This window comes from Micromonospora sp. RP3T (assembly GCF_003027925.1).
Taxonomy (GTDB): Bacteria; Actinomycetota; Actinomycetes; order Mycobacteriales; family Micromonosporaceae; genus Micromonospora.
The window spans coordinates 1-17,952 of the sequence record NZ_PYPS01000002.1; the positions used below are offsets into that span (position 1 = coordinate 1).

A 17,952-nucleotide genomic window follows, 5' to 3' on the forward strand; every position below is an offset into this window, starting at 1 on the left:
GGGGGGGGGGGTGGTGGTGGGGCTTGTTCGAGGATGACGTGGGCGTTGGTGCCGGAGATGCCGAAGGCGGAGATCGCGGCGCGGTGGGGGCGGTGGTGGGGCCAGGGGGTGTTGTGGTGCAGGAGTTGGATGGCGCCGGTGTGCCAGTCGACGTGGGGGGTGGGGGTGTCGGCGTGCAGGGTTTTGGGCAGGGTGTGGTGGTGCATGGCCTGGATGATTTTGATCATGCCGGCGATGCCGGCGGCGGCTTGGGTGTGGCCGATGTTGGATTTGATCGAGCCGAGGTGCAGTGGTTGGTCGGTGGGGCGGTGTTGGCCGTAGGTGGCGAGTAGGGCTTGGGCTTCGATGGGGTCGCCGAGGCGGGTGCCGGTGCCGTGGGCTTCGACGATGTCGATGTCGGTGGGGGTGAGTCCGGCGTTGGCGAGGGCTTGGCGGATGACGCGTTGTTGTGACAGTCCGTTCGGGGCGGTGAGTCCGTTGCTGGCGCCGTCGTTGTTGATCGCTGATCCTCGGATGATGGCCAGGATCGGGTGGTTGTTGCGGTGGGCGTCGGAGAGTCGTTCCAGTAGGAGGGTTCCGGCGCCTTCGCTCCAGCCGGTTCCGTCGGCCCCGGCCCCGAACGGTTTGCACCGCCCATCCGGCGCCAACCCCCGCTGGCGGGAAAACTCCACGAACATGCCCGGCAACGACATCACGGTGGCGCCGCCGCTGAGCACGAGGTCGCATTCGCCGCTGCGTAGTGCCTGGCAGGCCTGGTGCAGGGCCACCAGTGACGACGAGCACGCGGTGTCCACGGTGACCGCCGGACCCTCCAGGCCGAGCGTGTACGCCACCCGCCCCGACGCCACACTCGGCGTCTGCCCGGTCAGCAGATACCCGTCGTGGCCGTCCGCCGGCTCGTGCAGCCGCGGCCCGTAGTCCTGGGCGGAGACGCCCACGAAGACCCCGGTGCGGCTGCCGCGCAGGCTGGTGGGGTCGATCCGGGCCCGCTCGATCGCCTCCCACGCCGTCTCCAGCAACAACCGCTGCTGCGGATCCATCGCCGCCGCCTCACGCGGACTGATCCCGAAGAACTGGGGGTCGAACTGGCCGACGTCGTACAGGAAGCCGCCACGCCGCGTGTACGTGGTGCCGGCGCGGTCCCCGTCCGGGTCGTACAGGCGGTCCAGGTCCCACCCGCGGTCGTCCGGGAACTCTCCGGTCGCGTCCACCCCGTCGGCGACCAGTTGCCACAACTGCTCCGGTGACGCGGCGCCGCCGGGGAACCGGCAGGCCATGCCGATCACCACGATCGGCTCGTCGGTCGCTACCCGGGCAGCCGCAGGGCCGGCTTCGTCGGAGGACTCCCCGGCCAGTTCGGCGCTCAGGTGCCGGACCAGTGCCCGGGGCGTCGGATAGTTGAAGATCAACGTGTTCGGCAGCCGCAGGCCGGTGGCCACGGCGAGGCGGTTGCGCAGCTCGATGACCGTCGCCGAGTCGAAGCCCAGGTCCTTGAACGGCAGCTCCATGTCGACGTCGTCCGGCGTGTCGTGACCCAGCGCGATGGCCGAGGTCGTCCGTACCAGGTCGAACAGGTCGGGGTGCCCGGCGGTGCGCGCCGGTGCCGGCTCGTCGGTCAGCGAGGGCTCCGCCGCCGCCACGTCCGGCTCGGCGGCGGTGGTGGTGTCGAACGCGAAACGCCGGCGCTGGAAGGCGTACGCGGGCAGGTCGACGCGGCGGGACGTGGCCGCCCGCACCGCCCACCGCACCCGGCCGCCCTGCACGTGGTACTGGCCGAGCGAGGACCGGAACTGTCGCAGGTCGCCCTGGTCCCGGCTCAGCGTACCGACGACCAGGGAATCGGCCAGCCCGGCGGCCTCCAGGGTCTCGCTGAGGGCGCCGGCGAGCACCGGGTGCGAGCTGCACTCGACAAGCGCCCGGTAGCCGTCCGTGGCCGCGGCGCGCACCGCGGCCTCCAGCTCGACCGGCTGACGCAGATTGCGATACCAGTAGTCGGCGGTCAACTCGGTGGTGTCGAGGCGGCCGCCGGTGACGGTCGAGTAGTAGGCGAGCGCGGACCGGCGCGGCCGGATCTGCGCGAGCGCCTCCAGCAGGCGGTCGCGCAGAGCCTCGACCTGCGGCGAGTGCGACGCGTAGTCGACCGGGATGGTGCGTACCGGGACCCCGTCCGCCCGGTAGCCGGCGAGCAGGTCCCGCAGCGCCCCCAGGTCACCCGAGACGACGGTGCTGGACGGCCCGTTCACGGCCGCCACGCCGAGCCGGTCGGCGACCCCGACGAGCCGGGCCCGGACCTCGTCGGCGGGTGCGGCGATCGACGCCATGCCACCCTGGCCGGGCAGCGCGGTGATCGCTTGGCTGCGCAGCGCGACGACGGCGGCGGCGTCGGCGAGTGACAGGGCCCCGGCGATGTGGGCCGCAGCGATCTCGCCCTGCGAGTGGCCGATGACGGCGCTCGGGCTGACGCCCTCCGCCTCCCACAGCCGGGCGAGCGAGACCATGACGGCGAACAGCAGCGGCTGGACCACGTCGACCCGGTCCAGCGGTGGCGCGTCGGGACGCCCGCGCAGGACGTCGACCGGCGACCAGTCGATGTGCTCGGCGAGCGCCCGCGCGCAGGACCGGAACTGCTCGGCGAACGCCGGGGCGGTGTCCAGCAGGTCAAGCGCCATGCCGGCCCATTGGGAGCCCTGGCCGGGGAAGACGAACACCGTGTCGCCGACCGGCCGGGCGACACCACGGATCAGGTTCGCCGCCTGCCCGTCGCGCTCCAGCGTCTGCAGGCCGGCGACCAGTTCGGTGCGGTCGGCCCCGAGCACCAGGGCGCGGTGCTCGAACGCGGTACGGGTGGTTGCCAGGGAGAAGGCGACGTCCGCGAGGTCGACGTCGGCGTGCGTCTCCGCGTACGCGCGAAGGCGTGCCGCCTGGCCGCGCAGGCCGGCCGGGCTGCGGCCGGAGAGCGGCCAGCCGATCGGGACAGCGCCGTCCGGGCGGGCCGGCCGGAGCGCCGGCTCGTCCGGCGGGCCGGCGCCGGTCGGCTCGGCGAGGACCAGATGACAGTTGGTGCCGCCCATGCCGAACGAGCTGACCCCGGCGATCAGCGGACGCTGCTCGTCCGGCCACGGCGCCAGCGCGCCGTGCACCCGCAGGTTGAGCTCGTCGAACGGGATGGCCGGGTTCGGCGCCTCGAAGTTCAGGCTGGCCGGCAGCAGCCGGTGTCGGATGCTCAGTACGACCTTGAGCAGCCCGGCGATTCCGGACGCCCCCTCCAGGTGACCGACGTTGGTCTTCGCCGATCCGACCGCCAGCGGACGGTCCGCCGGCCGCGCCGCGCCGAGCGCCGCACCGAGGGCCCGCGCCTCGACCGGATCGCCGACCGGGGTGCCGGTGCCGTGCAACTCGACGTACTGGACGGCATCCGGTTCGACGCCGGCTGCCCGGGCGGCCAGCCGGATGACCTCCCGTTGTGCCTCCGGGCTGGGAACGGTCAGGCCGTCGGTGGCGCCGTCGTTGTTGACCGCGCTGCCGAGCACGATGCCGTGGATCCGGTCGCCGTCGGCCCGGGCCTGCGTCACCGTCTTGAGCACCAGCACGCCGCCGCCCTCGCCCCGGACGTAACCGTTGGCGCGGGCGTCGAAGGTGTAGCAGCGGCCGTCCGGCGACAGCGCGCCGAACCGCTCCACCGTGGCGCTGCTCTGCGGATCGAGCATCAGACTGACGCCACCGGCCAGCGCCACCGTCGATTCCCCGTCGCGCAGACTGGTGCAGGCCAGATGGACGGCCAGCAGCGACGACGACTGCGCCGAGTCCACGGTCAGGCTCGGGCCGTGCAGGTCCAGCGCGTACGACACCCGGTTGGCGATGATGCCGCGGTTCAGGCCGGTCATCAGGTGCGGCGAGATCCGGCCGCCGCCGCGCCGGGAGAAGAGGGTCGCGTAGTCGCTCGCGATGGCGCCGATGAACACGCCGGTCCGGCTCCCGGCCAGCTCGGCCGGCACGACTCCGGCATCCTCCAGCGCCTCCCAACAGAGCTCCAGGACCAGGCGCTGCTGCGGGTCCATCGCGGTGGCCTCGCGGGGGGAGATGCCGAAGAACGCCGCGTCGAACCCGTCGACGGCGTCCAGGTAACCGCCGTACCGGGCGGACCCGGGTCGATCGGCCGGAGCCTCGGTGATGGCGTGCCGGCCGTCCCGGAGCAGGCTCCAGTAGCCGGCCGGGTCGGTGGCGCCGGGCAATCGGCACGACATGCCCACGATGGCGATTCCAGCTAGCTCTTCAGTCATCGGTCCCACCCGCAGAGTGACGGTGAAGGAGCGGTGCGGCTCCTCGGCGACCGTGTGCGCGGCCGCTGAAGACGGCCTAAACCCGCCCGCACGGAGCGCGACCTTTAGCCGTGCTTCAGGCCGGCGGCCGACCGTGTCGCCAGGCGCCGGTCCAGCGGCATCGGCGCGCCGAGCAGCGGGAGGTACGCCGGATGGCGGCGCGGGACATACGCCTGGTATCGGCCGGCACAGCCCTTCCGGGCGAGCCCGTCAGCAACGCCCTGCTGGCGAAGGGCCTCGGCATGACCCCGGTCTTCGAGGAGTGGATCGACGCCTTCGTGGGCACCCGGAGCCGCTACCTCTCCATCGACCTCGCCACCGGGGAGGTGCACTGTTCGGTCGCCGACCTCGGCGTGCGGGCGGCCCGGCAGGCGTTGGCCGGGGCCGGAGTCGACGCCGCTCACCTCGACATGATCGTGATGGCGACGTCGATGCCCGACCGGCTGCTGCCCACCACCGCCGGTGAGATCGCCGACCGGCTCGGCGCCGGCCCGGTCCCGGTGCACCAGCTGCAGTCCGGCTGCACCGGGGCGGTGCAGGCGCTCGACCTCGCGTACCAGGCACTCCTTGCCGGCGCGGCCCGGACCGTGCTGGTGGTCGGCGGTGACGTCTGTGCCAAGCACGTCGACCTGCGGCTCGACTACAGCCGGCTGCCGCCCGCGGAGATGGTGAACGCGGTGTTGTTCGGCGACGGCGCGGGCGCGGTGGTGCTGGGCAGCGGCGGGGACTTCCCCGACGCGCCGGTCCTGCACCGGGTGCTGCTCGAACTGACCGGCCTGAACCGGCCTCCCGCACAGATCGTGGAGTGGTTCGGCCCGGGCGATGCCGACCCGGCCAAGCCCGCGGTGTGGGAGGACTTCAAGGCGGTCCAGGAGTACGTGCCGGTCATCGCCGAGGAGATCCTCGCGGATCTTCTCGACAGCCAGGGATGGACGGCGTCGGACGTCGACTACCTCCTGCCGCCCCAGCTGTCCGGCCAGATGACCGCGGCCATCACCAAGCGGCTCGGCATGCCCGCGGCGGTGGAGGTCAGCTGCGTCGCCGACACCGGCAACACCGCCAACGCCCTGCCCTTCACCCAGCTCCAGATGATTCTGCCGGAGCTGGCCAGTGGCGACCGGCTGGTCGCCATCTCAGTCGAGTCCAGCAAGTGGATCAGGGCCGGGTTCGTCCTGGAGAAGCCGTGACGGCCGGCCACAGCGGAGGTGACGCGTCATGACCCGGACCACGCCCGTGCCGCGCGAGCGTCGGCACACCCTGCACTTCCTCAGGTACGCCCGGGTCCATGCTCCGGTCTTCCTGGACACCGAGGTCGACATGTCCGCGGTGCGGCGGGACCGGGAGAGGGCCCGTCCGGACGAGCGGCCGCCGTCCTGGGTGACCTACGTCCTGCACGCCGCCGGCCGGGTGCTCGCCGAGCACCCGGAGGCCAACGCCGCGCTCTGCGGCCGCTTGCGCCCGCGCCTGGTGCGGTACGACACCGTGAACGCCAAGCTCGCCTTCGACAAGTCGCTCAACGGCGTACGGGTGGTGCTGACCGGGCTCATCCCGGACGTGCACACCGCGACCCTGCGCGACATCCAGGAGTGGATCAACCGGGTCCGCGACGGCGATCCGGCGCAGGTGACCGAGTTCGGCGGGGCCCGCCTGATGCACCGGCTGCCCCCGGCCCTGGGCAACCTGCTGTTCCGTGCGGTGGCGCACTCGCCCCGGCAACGGCTGGGTGTCCTCGGCACGCTGGCCGTGACCTCGCTGGGGCACCAGCCGGTGGACGCCTTCCACTCCAACGGCGGCACCACCATCACGCTGGGCGTGGGCCGGGTGACGGACCGGCCGGTGGTCCGCGCCGGTCAGATCGTGGCCGCGCCGGTGATGCGGCTCAGCATGGCTTTCGATCACCGGGTCATCGACGGGGCAGCCGCCGCCGACATTCTCGGCGACCTGGTGGACGCACTGGAGAACTTCGACGGCGACGAACAGCCCTCGACGCCGGACCCGGCCGGTGCCGCGCGCGGTGCGGTCTGACCAAGGAGGACACATGAGCCCTGTGGTGATCGTCGGAGCGGGCCCGACGGGTCTGATGCTGGCCTGCGAGCTGCGGGTCGCGGGCGTGGCGACCGTCCTGCTCGAACGCCTGCCCGAGCCGACCGGCCAGTCCCGGGCGCTGGCCCTGCACGCCCGCTCCGCCGAGGTGCTCGACCAGCGGGGACTGCTCGACCCGTTCCTGGCCGAAGGGGTGGTCTGGCCACACGGGCACTACGCCGGCCTGCGGCTGGACATGGCACGGCTCGACGGCCGCCACCGGTACACCTTGCATGCGCCGCAGTCGCGGGTCGAGGCGTTGCTGGAGAAGGCCGCGGTGGGGCTTGGCGCGGAGATCCGCCGGGGCCACGAGGTGGTCGGGCTCAGCCAGCACGACGACGGGGTCGAGGTGACGGTGCGCGCGAACGGCGACGAGTACCGGCTGTCCGGCTCGTACCTCGTCGGCTGCGACGGCGGGCACAGCGCGGTCCGCAAGCTCGCCGGCATCGGCTTCCCGGGTACGCCGTCCTCGCTGTGGGGGGTGCTCGCCGACGTGGACGCCTTCGACGCGCCCGTGGCGATCCGCGAGGCGATCATCTCGGAGCGGGGCTGGTTCTCGGTCATCCCGCTCGACGAGAAGCTGACCCGGCTGATGTTCATCCAGGACGAGCCGCCCCGCGGCGACGTCGAGAACCTGACCGCCGAGGACCTGCGTGCCATGGTGCGCGAGATGACCGGGATGGACGTGGCGGTCGGTCGGCCGCAGTGGTCGTCCAGGTTCGGCGACGCGACGCGGCTGGCCGAGCGCTACCGGCAGGGACGCGTCTTCCTGGCCGGCGACGCCGCGCACATCCATTTCCCGCTCGCCGCGCAGGGGATGAACACCGGCATCCAGGACGCCGCCAATCTGGGCTGGAAGCTGGCCGCCACCCTGCACGGCTGGGCACCGCCCGGCCTGTTGGACACGTACCACAGCGAGCGGCACCCGGTGGGCGAGTTCGTCTGCACGAACGTCCGCGCCCAGATCGTGCTCACCTTCCCGTCCGATCGGATGGCGCCGGCTCGCGACCTGCTCTCCCGACTGCTGGAGTTCGACGACGTCCACGACTACCTGTCCAGGCGGATGTCCGGCACGGACGTGCGCTACCGGGTCGACGGCCCGCAGGACGATCCGCTGCTCGGGCGCCGGCTCCCGGACGCGGTCCTGGCCACTGCCGACGGGGAGACGACGGTGCTGGCCACGCTGCGCGGCGGCCGTGGGGTCCTGCTCGACCTCTCCGCGGGGGGCGGGACGGATGCCGTCCACGGATGGTCGGACCGGGTCGACCTGGTGCGCGCCGACGCCGTCCCGGACCTGCCGCCGGAGGCTTTCCTGCTCCGGCCGGACGGGCACCTGGTGTGGCACGGGCGCGCCGGGGACGACGGCCTGGCCGAGGCGCTGCGGAACTGGTTCGGCGTGCCCGCGGCGGCCAACCCGTGACCCGGCTGACCGAGGCGGTGCGGCCGGCTGCCGGCACGGAGGCGCGGCGCTGGATGGCGGTCGTCGTGCTGTCCGTCTGTGTGCTCCTGCCGTTCATGGACATCACCATGACCAGCGTCGACCTGCCCAAGATCACCCGGGAGCTCTCGATCACCTGGGTGGACGCACAGTGGGCCGTCGGCGGCTACCTGCTCGTCTGTGGCATCGGCATGCTTGTCGTGCCCGCGATCGGCGGACGCTGGGGATACCGGCGTACCCTGCTCGCCGGGATGGCGCTGTTCGGCGGCGGCGGGGTGCTCGCCGCCTGGGCGCCCGGCCCGGCCGCCTTCCTCGCCGGCCGGGTCGTCATGGGGCTCGGCGCGGCCACCGTGCTGCCGGCCTGGGTGAGCATCACGTCGGCGCTGTTTCCCGCGCAGCGGCGTAAGCGCGCCTTCGCCGTCGGCGCCGCGCTCGTGTCGGCGGCGACCCCGTTCGGACCGATCGCCGGCGGCGCGCTGCTCGACCGGGCCTGGTACGGCTCCCTGTTCGTGCTGGACGCGGTCGTGGCGCTCCTGGTCCTGCCGTGCATCGCCGGGCTGACCCCGGAGGCCCGCACCGGCCGGGGTCCGAGGCCCGACGTGCTCGGCATCGGGCTGGCCGCCGGCGCCTCACTGGCGCTCTTCGGCACGTTGACGGCGGCCCGGGACGGGCGGGAGCTCACCGCCGGGCTGGCCGCCGCGGTGGTCGTGCTGGCCGGTTTCGTCCTCCGGCAGCGGGCGGCCGCTCATCCGCTGATCGACCTGGCGGTCCTCCGCCGACCCGGGTTCGTCTGGTCGCAGCTCACCATCTCGCTTGTCAACTGCGCCTGGACCGGACTGCTGTTCCTGCTGCCGACGTACCTCCTGGTGGTCCGGGGCAGCACCGCGCTCGCCGTGGCGCTGCTGCTGGTGCCGCTGGCCGCGATGGCGAGTGTCGCCTCGATGGTCACCGGGCGGGTGACCCGCCGGCTGGGCGTACGGGGCACGGTGATCACCGGCCTGCTGCTCTTCGCCGCCGGGCTCGCGCTGCTCTCGCTGCTGACCCCCTGGCCGGGGTACGGCCTGGTGGTGTTCGCGCTGGCCCTCAGCGGCCTGGGCGCCGGGCTGCCGCAGGCGCCGGCGCTCGCCACCGCCCTGGCCGCGCTGCCGGAGCGCTCCGCGGCGAACGGTCCGGGCGTCGTCAACGCGCTGCGTCACCTGGGTGGCGCGCTGGGCGTGGCCGTCGCCGGGCTCACCGTCGCCACCGCGTACGGCCGAGGGCTTCCGGATGCGGCCGGCGCGACGGCACCCGCCTCCGTGATCACCCCCGTCGGGGGACTCCGGGAGACCGCCCGTGCCGCCTTCACCGACGGCGTCTCGCTGTCTCTGCGCGGCGGCGTCGTGCTTCTTCTCGCGCTCGCCCTGCTCGCGGCGGTCCTGCCCGATCGGGGACCGGAACCGGGCTAGCGGTCCAGGCAGCGCAACGCGGCGGCGAGGAACTCCGCCCGCGCCGCTGCCGTCAGCGTCCCGTCGCCGGCCCGCACCGCCCAGAACGTGCCCTGTTTGGCCACCGCGAACGCGGCCCAGGCCCGCGTCCAGGCCGCCTCGGTCGGGTCCGGCCCGGCCAGTGCCCGGACGAACGTCTGCACGCTGCCCTCGACGTCGTAGAGGCGGCGCAGCACCGGGGCGATCGAGGGGTCGTTGCTCAGCAGCGCCTGCATGGAGTGGGTCGCCGCGGTCAGGTCGATGAGCGACCCGAGCAGCTGCTCCGCGCTCATCCGTTCGTTGCGGCAGCGGTCGGCGAGGGCGGCGTAGACCGAGACGGGCTCGGTGATCAGGGCGCCGAGGAGCTCATCCTTGGACTTGAAGTGGTAGTACAGCGCGGCCTTGCTGGTGCCCAGCTCGCGGGCGATGTCGGCGATCGACGTGCCGGCATAGCCGCGTTCGGCGAACAGCTCCTGGGCGAGTTCGAGGATCTTCGCCCTGGTGCGAACGCCATCGCGCTCGGCTACGGCCACGACATCTCCCTCCCGGTCGGGGAGTTTACGCTACTTGACGACCGATCGGTAATCCAGCCACATTGGGGTGGTTGGTCGATTACTCTCCGTTTCGACGCCTTGTTCGATCAGCGGGCGTTCGACGACGGGGGGAACTGGCCGATGACCGTGACGTCGCGCGAGGTCGTGGAGCGCATCCTGCGCGCCGGCCGCGAAGCGGACACCGAGTCGTTCGTCGACCTGATGGCGCCCGACGGCTACATCGAGTGGCCGTTCCGGCCACCGGGGGCGCCGGCGCGTGTGCAGGGCCGCTCGGAGATCCGCCGGTTCCTGACCGAGACCGCCGGCGGGCTCGTCGCGTTCGACGAGTACCGCAACGTCATGGTGCACGAGACCACCGACCCGGAAGTGATCATCGTCGAGTACGACGTGCGCGGCAGGGTGCTCGCGTCGGGCGCGCCGTTCCGGCAGCGGGTCATCGCCGTCTTCCGGGTCCGGGACGGCCAGATCGTGTCGTACCGCGACTATCTCGATCCGCTGCCGGTGGCCGAGGCGCTCGCCGACGCCGCCCGCGCCGAGGGGTAGACGCCGTCAAGCCGCCCGACGGGCGACTTGACGGGGTACGCGCGGCGCTTACGCCTCCTTGAACCCGACCACCAGCGTCTCCGCGCCGGCGAGGTCCCGTACCGACGTCCGGGTGAAGCCGGCGGCGGTCAGGTAGCTCTGGCAGTCCGACGCCCGGTAGTCGCTGCCGCCGCCGTCGCTGACCACGTAGAGGTGCAGGCTCTCGATCAGCCGGGACAGGTCGGCTCGGTCCTCGTCGACCATGCGCTCGACCACCAGGATCGTGCCGCCGGGGTTCAGGCTCCGGAACGCCTTGGCGGCCAGCGCGTACCTGGTCTCCGGCGCGAAGTTGTGCAGGATGTGGCCGAAGATGTAGACGTCGGCCGGCGGGAACTCGTCGGTGAAGAAGTTGCCGGGGTGGAAGTCGACCCGGCCTTCCAGCCCTGCGGCGGCGATCTGCTCGAGGGCGAACGGCCGCACCTGCGGCAGGTCGAACACCACCCCCCGCAGGTGCGGGTGCGCCGAGACGATCTCGGTCAGGTGCCGGCCGTCGGCCCCGCCGAGGTCCGCGACCGACTGGCGGCCCGACCAGTCGACCGCCTCGACCAGGGCCGGTCCCGTGGAGCGGTTGACCTCCTTCATCATCGCCAGCAGGTGCCGCGCCTGGTCCGGGTCGTCGAGAATGGCGCTGAAGTTCTCCCGGGCGTTCCCGTCGGTGGCCGCGTCCTCGGTCCTGGTGAGCAGCGCGGCGAGGTTCTGCCACCTGGCGTAGAGGGAATTGTTGTAGAAGGTCAGCGTGCTGCCCAGGTATCCGGGGCTGTCCGGCACCAGGTACCGGTCGGCGGCCGGGCTGTTGGCGAACTCGTCGTCACCGGTCCGCCGCAGGATGCCCAGGGCCACCAGCACGTTGAGGAAGTCGGGTGCGGCCTGTTCGTTCAGGGCCAGCTTGGCGCAGATCTCGCCGGTGCTCAGCGGCCCGGCCTTCAGCAGCCCGAACACGCCCAGCTCGTCAGCCGCCAGCAGGCATCTCGCCTCCGCGAAACGGTTGGCAATGCTGAGGAACGCGGACGAGTCCTCGGCCGGTGCGGCGGGTTGCGACATCCGGAGACCTCCGTTGCGGCTTGGCCGCCGTGGTGCCGGCGGCGGGTCGGCTTTGCGGGCAGCCTGGCCGGGCCGGCCAAAGTCTCGCTAACCCCGCAGCACGTAGGTGACGGCGATCGGCTGATAGGGGTGGCGTCGTCGGCTACGGCGTGTGCCCGCAAGGTCTCTAGGGGTGTCCGCCTATTCCCGCCCTACCTAGGCTGATTTTCTGTGGTCGTGGGCTGAATTGGATATGCGCTCGGTGATGAGCGCGATATTCCTCGCACAACGATTACGACGGGAAGATCGATGATTCAGGAAAATCCTGCACAGAATCCATGGATTCAGCGTTTCCACCCATCTCCGGACAGTCGGATGAGCCTGTTCTGCTTTCCGTACGCCGGAGGATCCGCCACCTACTACTTCCCGCTCTCCCAGGCCTTGGCGCCGGAGTGGGAGGTTTTCGCGGTGCAGTACCCCGGCCGGCAGGAGCGGCACCGGGAGAAGGTCATCGATACGGTGCCGGACCTGGCCGACCGGGTCGCCGAGGCACTGACCGATCGGACCGACCGTCCGTTCGCCTTCTTCGGCCACAGCATGGGCGCCGTGGTGGCCTTCGAAACCGCGCGGCGCCTGCAGGTGGCCGGCCGGAAGAGCCCCGCGTGGCTGTTCGCCTCGGGACGGCGTGCGCCGTCCCGCCGCCGGGCGGCCACCGTCAGCCGGCTCGACGACGCCGGCCTCCTCGCGGAACTGCTCCACCTGGGGGCGACCAGCCCACGACTGCTGGCCGACCCGGAGATCCGGGCGGCGATCGTGTCCACCGTCCGCGCCGACTACCGGGCGATCGAGACGTACGAGGCGGAGCCCGGCGCGTCCGTGTCGTGCCCGGTCACCGTGCTGGTCGGCGACTCCGACCAGCAGACCAGCTACGAGGAGGCCCTGGCCTGGCGCGACCACTGCACCGGACGGTTCGCCATCAAGGTCTTCAGCGGCGGTCATTTCTATCTCGACAACTGCCGTCGGGAGGTCGTCGACACGATCCGAGACAGCCTGGTCCACGAACGGGGGATGTCATGAGGTACGAGATCCTGGGTCGCCTGCAGGTCAACGACGGTCAGCGGGCCGCCACCATCGGCGCACAGAAGGTCGAGACCCTGTTCGCCGTGTTGTTGAGTCAACCGAATCAGATCGTCGCGGCCAGCCAGCTCATGGACGAGATCTGGGGGGAGCGGCTACCGGGACGGGCCGCCGCCGGAATTCATGTGTACGTGTCGCAACTGCGCAAGTTCCTGAGCCGATTCACCGGCCCGGACACCCCTGTCATCACCACCGCGCCGGGATACGTGTTCGATCCCCGCGACGGCGACATCGATTTCCAGCTCTTCGAGCGGCTGACCCGACTGGGCAAGAAGCACGCCCGGGAGAAGCGGCACCGGCAGGCGGTCAGCCATTTCGAGAGCGCCCTGGCGCTGTGGCGCGGGCCGGTGCTGAGCGGGCTCACCCTCGGCTCGCTGCTCAGCGGGTTCGCGGTGCACCTGACCGAGTTCCGCCTGGAGTGCACGGAGGCGCTGATCGAGTCGTACCTCGCGCTCGGCCGGCACCGGGAACTGATCGGCCGGCTGTATTCGCTGATCGCCGAGAACCCGCTGCGCGAGGCGTTCTACCGCCAGCTCATGCTCGCCCTGTACCGCTCCGACCGGCAGGCCGACGCGCTGAAGGCCTACCAGTCCGCGCGTCTGGTCCTCCGCGAGGAACTGGGGCTCGAACCGTGCCGCGCGTTGCAGGACCTGCAGCGGTCGATCTTGTCCGCCGACTACCACCTCGACCGGTTCCGCCAGGTGGCCGGGTAGCGGCCGGGACGAGCGGGATGCGGGCGCCCTCGTCGTCGACCGCCGACCGTTAGCGCGACTTTAGCCCGGCCGCTGAGCATCAGCGCAGGCCTAGTCCACGAGGAGTGAGATGGACGGTTCCGAGGTTCGTCCGAGCGATCCGCCCGCGACGCTGCTGGAGCTGCACCGGTCGGGGCGGCTCGCCGCCGAGTACCCGGCCGTCCGGGGACTGCTCGCCGGCCTCTCCGGCGCGCAGTTGGCGCAGGCCGGCCAGCTGCTCAGCCGGCTCACGCCGGAAGCGGTGCTCCGCGAGCACCCCGGGACCCCCGCGTTGACCGTGGCGATCACCGGACACGGCACCCTCTCCGCGCTGCGCCCGGCGCTGACCGCCGAGATGGCGCGGCACGGGCTGCTGCTGCGGCCGTTCCTGGCCGACTTCGACAGCTACGTCTTCGACCTCGGCGACCCGGGCAGCGCGCTGTACGCGGCCGACCCGGACCTGGTGCTGTGCGTGCTGGATCCGCTCGTCGTCTTCGACGAAACGCCGACGCCGTGGCGACCGGCCGATGTGGAACGCGTCCTGGACGAGAAGATCGGTCTGGTGGAGCGGCTGGCCGCCCGGTTCGCCGGCCGGGCCCGCGGCACGCTGGTGCTGAACACGATGCCCCTGCTACGGCGCTTCACCGCCCAACTCGTCGACCACCGGTCCCGGGCGCGGCTGGGCGCTGTCTGGCGCGAGGCCAACGCCCGGCTGCTGCGTCTCACCGAGACACACCCGGCGGTGCTCACGGTGGATCTGGATCCGTTGCTCACCGAGGACGTCGCGGCCAGCGAGATCCGGATGTCGATCTACGCCAAGGCCCATCTGTCGGCCGGCCTGCTGGCCGCGTACGCCCGCGAGGTCGCCCAGCTGGCCCGGCACCTCGCGGGCCTGACCAGGAAGGCCCTGGTGCTCGACCTGGACGGCACGGTCTGGGGCGGCGTGCTGAGTGAGGACGGCCCCGCCGGCATCGAGGTCGGCGACGGCTACCGCGGCGAGGCGTTCACCGAGTTCCAGCGGGTGATCAAGCAGCTCGGCGCGCAGGGCGTGCTGGTCGCCGCGGTCAGCAAGAACGACCTGGCGCCGGTGCTGGAGGTGCTGCGCGACCACCCGCGGATGCTGCTGGGTGAGGACGACTTCGTCCAGGTGATCGCGAACTGGCGGCCCAAGCACGAGAACCTCGTCGAACTCGCCGCCGCGCTGAACCTGGGCGTGGACAGCTTCGTGTTCGCCGACGACAGCGCGTACGAGTGCGGGCTGGTGCGGTACGCCCTGCCCGGCGTGGGCGTGGTCGCCCTCGACGACGAACCGGCCCAACACGTCGCCCGGCTGCTGCACGAAGGCTGGTTCGACGTGCGCGAGCTGACCGACGAGGACACCGTCCGGCCGGCCCGGTACCGCGAGGACCTGGTCCGCAAGACGTTCCTGGACACCTTCGACTCGATCGAGGAATACCTGCGGGAGCTGGATGTCCGGGTGCGGCTCGTCCCGGCCACCGGGGACGAGGCGGCGCGCGTCTCGCAGCTCACCCTGCGCACCAATCAGTTCAACCTGACCAGCCGCCGGCTCCAGGTGCCGGACATCCGCGACCGCCTCGCCGACCCGGACGCGTCGGTGCTCGCCGTCCACGCGAGTGACCGCTTCGGCGACAACGGCCTGGTCGGCGCCGTGCTGCTCCGTCGCGACGGGACCGACCTGCACATCGACAACTTCCTGCTGAGCTGCCGGGCCTTCTCCCGCGGCATCGAGCAGGCCTGCCTGAGCTCGGTGCTGCGGCATGCGCGCGACACCGGCACGCGATCGGTGTACGCGGCCTACCGGGCGACCCCGAAGAACGGCATGGTACGCGACTTCTACCCGCGCAACGGCTTCGAGCGGCTGACCGACGACGGAGTCACGACGACTTTCCGGCACGACCTGGCGCAGATCGCCGCGCCACCGGCGACGGTCACCCTCACCGACTTCCTGGGAGTGAACGCCTGATGGAGACGATCGACGACTTCCTCCTGCTGGTCGAGACCGAACTGGGGCTCCGGGTGACCTCGCGCGAGGCGGCACGGAGCTTCGACGAGCTCACCGGCTGGGACTCGATGAACCTGCTGGCGCTGATCGCGGCGGTCGAGCGGAACACCGGCCGGTCGGTGTCGCTGGCCCGGGTCCTCGAAGCCGCGAACCTGGAAGAGGTCTACCTGCTGACCGTACGAGGCGCGGAGGCGATCGGATGAAGCGTCTGTTCACGTCCGAGTCGGTCACCGAAGGCCACCCGGACAAGGTCGCTGACCAGATCAGCGACGCGATCCTCGACGCCCTGCTCGCGCAGGACCCGGACAGCCGCGTCGCGGTGGAGACCCTGGTCACCACCGGGCAGGTGCACGTGGCGGGTGAGGTCACCTCGCGGGCGTACGTCGACGTGCCGCACATCGTGCGGGACACCGTCCTGGGGATCGGCTACGACTCGTCCAGCAAGGGCTTCGACGGCGCGTCCTGCGGCGTCAGCGTCTCGATCGGCGCCCAGTCGCCGGACATCGCCCGCGGTGTGGACAACGCCATCGAGGTGCGGGAGGGCGACTCCGACCACCTGCTGGACGCGCAGGGCGCGGGTGACCAGGGCATGATGTTCGGCTTCGCGTGTGCGGAGACGCCGGAGCTGATGCCGTTGCCGATCGCGTTGGCGCACCGGCTGGCCCGGCGGCTCTCCGCCGTGCGCCGGGACTGCACGATTCCGTACCTGCGGCCGGACGGCAAGACCCAGGTCACCGTCGAGTACGACGGGTTGCGCCCGGTGCGGCTGGACACGGTGGTCGTGTCGGCGCAGCACGCGGCGGACGTGTCGCTGGAGACACTGCTGGCCCCCGACGTGCGGGAGCACGTGGTCGGTCCGGAGCTGGCAGGTCTGGGCCTGGACACCGAGGGGTACCGGTTGTTGGTGAACCCGACCGGCCGGTTCGAGATCGGTGGGCCGATGGGTGACGCGGGCCTGACCGGGCGGAAGATCGTCGTGGACACGTACGGCGGGTACGCCCGGCACGGCGGTGGGGCGTTCTCCGGCAAGGACCCGTCCAAGGTGGACCGCTCCGCGGCGTACGCGATGCGCTGGGTGGCCAAGAACGTGGTGGCGGCGGGGCTGGCCGAGCGGTGCGAGACCCAGGTGGCGTACGCGATCGGCAAGGCCAGCCCGGTGTCGCTCTTCGTGGAGACGTTCGGCACCGAGAAGGTGCCGGTCGAGCGGATCGAGAAGGCCGTCCGGGACGTGTTCGACCTGCGCCCGGCCGCGATCATCCGGGACCTGGGGCTGCGGCGCCCGATCTACCGGCAGACCGCGGCGTACGGGCACTTCGGCCGCGAGCTGCCGGAGCTGAGGTGGGAGAGCACCGAGCGCGCGCAGGACCTGAAGAACATCGCGCTGTGATGCCGGCCGTCCCCGTAGTCGGCGCCGGCCGGGTGGCGCGGTGAACCGGATCGTCGTGGTCGGCGCGTCGGCCGCCGGCCTGGCGGCCGCCGAGACCCTGCGCCGGGAGGGCTTCACCGGCCCACTCACCCTGATCGGCGAGGAGATCGACCCCCCGTACGACCGCCCGCCGCTCTCCAAGCAGATCCTGGCGTCCCGGTGGGAGCCCGAGCGGTTGTACCTGCGTACCGAGGCCCACCTCGCCGCGCTGGCCGTCGAGCTCCGTCTCGGTGCGCGCGCCACCGGCCTCGACCTGGCCAGCCGCCGGATCCGACTGGCCGGCGGGGCAGAGGTGCCCTACGACGGGCTGATCATCGCCACCGGGGTACGGCCACGCCGGTTGCCCGGTCCGCCGGCGCACGTGCTGCGTACGGTGGGCGACGCCCTGGACCTGCGGCGGCGACTCGGTCCGGGCCGTCGCCTCGCGGTGGTCGGCGCCGGCTTCCTCGGCGCGGAGGTGGCGGCGGTGGCCCGCGGTCTCGGCTGCGAGGTGGTGCTGCTCGAGCCCGCGCCGGTCCCGCTCGCGCACGCGGTGGGTGAAGCGGTCGGGGGGGTGCTCGCCGACGCGCACCGGGAGCGCGGCGTCGACGTGCGTACCGGTGTCGTGGTCGCCGGGGTCGCCGAGGAGGGCGGCGTTCGCCTGGCGGGTGGCGGTCGGGTGGCGGCCGACGAGGTCCTCGTCGCGGTCGGGTCGCTGCCCAACACCGAGTGGCTCGACGGCAGCGGCCTGACGCTGGCCGACGGTCTCGTGTGCGACCGGTACAGCGCGGCCGCCCCTGGCGTCTACGGTGCGGGGGACGTGGCCCGCTGGCACAACCCCCTGTTCGGGGTGGGTATGCGGATCGAGCATCGCACCAACGCCGCCGAGCAGGGCATGGCCGCCGCCCGTAACCTGCTGCGCCCGCAGGCGCGCCGGCCGTTCGCGCCGGTGCCGTACTTCTGGTCCGAGCAGTACGATCTGAGGATCCACGCGTTCGGATACCTGCGCGGCCACGACGCGGTCGAGATCGTCGACGGTGACCTGGCCGCGCGCCGCTTCCTGGCGGTGTACCGCAGGCAGGGCCGCGTGGTCGGGGCGTTGACGGTCGGCATGCCGCCGGCGGCCGTCCGCCCATGGCGGCAGGCCATCACGGCCGCAGCGGCCCCCGGGCACGGCTGACGGCCGGGCACCGGCGCC

At 72.3% G+C, this 17,952-nt stretch carries 14 protein-coding genes; 11 read left to right on the plus strand and 3 right to left on the minus strand.

Features of this window, described 5'->3' with window-relative positions; translation table 11 throughout:
• A partial coding sequence (locus C8054_RS01980; RefSeq protein WP_146179834.1) for a type I polyketide synthase occupies nt 1–4,280 on the minus strand: 4,280 nt, incomplete at its 3' end.
• 281 nt (nt 4,281–4,561) lie between these two features.
• Here C8054_RS01980 and C8054_RS01985 point away from each other — a divergent pair.
• The 4 genes from C8054_RS01985 to C8054_RS02000 are packed head-to-tail and all read left to right on the plus strand — an operon-like array spanning nt 4,562 to nt 9,284.
• Nucleotides 4,562–5,506 carry a 3-oxoacyl-ACP synthase III family protein gene (locus C8054_RS01985; RefSeq protein WP_233219441.1) on the plus strand — a complete coding sequence of 315 codons (945 nt, stop codon included), beginning with the start codon at nt 4,562–4,564 and terminating at the stop codon, nt 5,504–5,506.
• A gap of 28 nt (nt 5,507–5,534) precedes the next feature.
• On the plus strand, nt 5,535–6,344 hold the full coding sequence (locus C8054_RS01990) for a 2-oxo acid dehydrogenase subunit E2 (protein ID WP_107154955.1): 810 nt from the start codon (nt 5,535–5,537) through the stop codon (nt 6,342–6,344).
• A 13-nt stretch (nt 6,345–6,357) separates the two neighbouring features.
• Nucleotides 6,358–7,821 carry an FAD-dependent monooxygenase gene (locus tag C8054_RS01995; RefSeq protein WP_107154956.1) on the plus strand — a complete coding sequence of 488 codons (1,464 nt, stop codon included), beginning with the start codon at nt 6,358–6,360 and terminating at the stop codon, nt 7,819–7,821.
• Nucleotides 7,818–9,284: an MFS transporter gene (locus C8054_RS02000; RefSeq protein ID WP_107154957.1), complete on the plus strand. Its 1,467-nt coding sequence runs from the start codon at nt 7,818–7,820 to the stop codon at nt 9,282–9,284. Before C8054_RS01995 ends, C8054_RS02000 begins: the two co-directional genes overlap by 4 nt.
• Here C8054_RS02000 and C8054_RS02005 read toward each other — a convergent pair.
• Nucleotides 9,281–9,835 (minus strand): TetR family transcriptional regulator, encoded by a 555-nt coding sequence (locus tag C8054_RS02005; RefSeq protein ID WP_107154958.1) that lies wholly within the window; start codon nt 9,833–9,835, stop codon nt 9,281–9,283. The genes C8054_RS02000 and C8054_RS02005 overlap by 4 nt on opposite strands.
• 141 nt (nt 9,836–9,976) lie before the next feature.
• Here C8054_RS02005 and C8054_RS02010 point away from each other — a divergent pair, with 141 nt between their 5' ends.
• Nucleotides 9,977–10,399 carry a nuclear transport factor 2 family protein gene (locus C8054_RS02010; RefSeq protein WP_107155213.1) on the plus strand — a complete coding sequence of 141 codons (423 nt, stop codon included), beginning with the start codon at nt 9,977–9,979 and terminating at the stop codon, nt 10,397–10,399.
• 48 nt (nt 10,400–10,447) lie between these two features.
• Here the strand turns inward: C8054_RS02010 and C8054_RS02015 are convergent, their stop codons facing one another.
• Entirely contained in the window at nt 10,448–11,479 is a 1,032-nt protein-coding gene (locus tag C8054_RS02015; RefSeq protein ID WP_107154959.1) for a methyltransferase, read from the minus strand.
• Nucleotides 11,480–11,833: 354 nt separating this feature from the next.
• On the opposite strand from C8054_RS02015, the gene C8054_RS02020 reads away from it, so the two are divergent.
• The 6 genes from C8054_RS02020 to C8054_RS02045 all read left to right on the plus strand — a co-directional run bounded on the left by C8054_RS02020 (nt 11,834) and on the right by C8054_RS02045 (nt 17,934).
• Entirely contained in the window at nt 11,834–12,535 is a 702-nt protein-coding gene (locus C8054_RS02020) for a thioesterase II family protein (protein ID WP_233219442.1), read from the plus strand.
• The gene (locus C8054_RS02025) at nt 12,532–13,308 is read left to right on the plus strand and encodes an AfsR/SARP family transcriptional regulator (RefSeq protein ID WP_107154961.1); all 777 of its coding nucleotides are present in this window, start codon (nt 12,532–12,534) and stop codon (nt 13,306–13,308) included. The genes C8054_RS02020 and C8054_RS02025 overlap by 4 nt, the downstream gene beginning before the upstream one ends.
• Before the next feature lie 109 nt (nt 13,309–13,417).
• Nucleotides 13,418–15,310 (plus strand): HAD family hydrolase, encoded by a 1,893-nt coding sequence (locus tag C8054_RS02030; protein WP_107154962.1) that lies wholly within the window; start codon nt 13,418–13,420, stop codon nt 15,308–15,310.
• Nucleotides 15,310–15,552, plus strand: coding sequence for an acyl carrier protein (locus C8054_RS02035; RefSeq protein ID WP_107154963.1), 243 nt, complete (start codon nt 15,310–15,312; stop codon nt 15,550–15,552). Before C8054_RS02030 ends, C8054_RS02035 begins: the two co-directional genes overlap by 1 nt.
• The gene (metK, locus tag C8054_RS02040) at nt 15,549–16,736 is read left to right on the plus strand and encodes a methionine adenosyltransferase (protein ID WP_107154964.1); all 1,188 of its coding nucleotides are present in this window, start codon (nt 15,549–15,551) and stop codon (nt 16,734–16,736) included. Before C8054_RS02035 ends, metK begins: the two co-directional genes overlap by 4 nt.
• Before the next feature lie 40 nt (nt 16,737–16,776).
• Nucleotides 16,777–17,934, plus strand: a complete 1,158-nt coding sequence (locus C8054_RS02045; RefSeq protein WP_107154965.1) for an NAD(P)/FAD-dependent oxidoreductase — start codon at nt 16,777–16,779, stop codon at nt 17,932–17,934.
• Nucleotides 17,935–17,952: the final 18 nt, after the last annotated feature.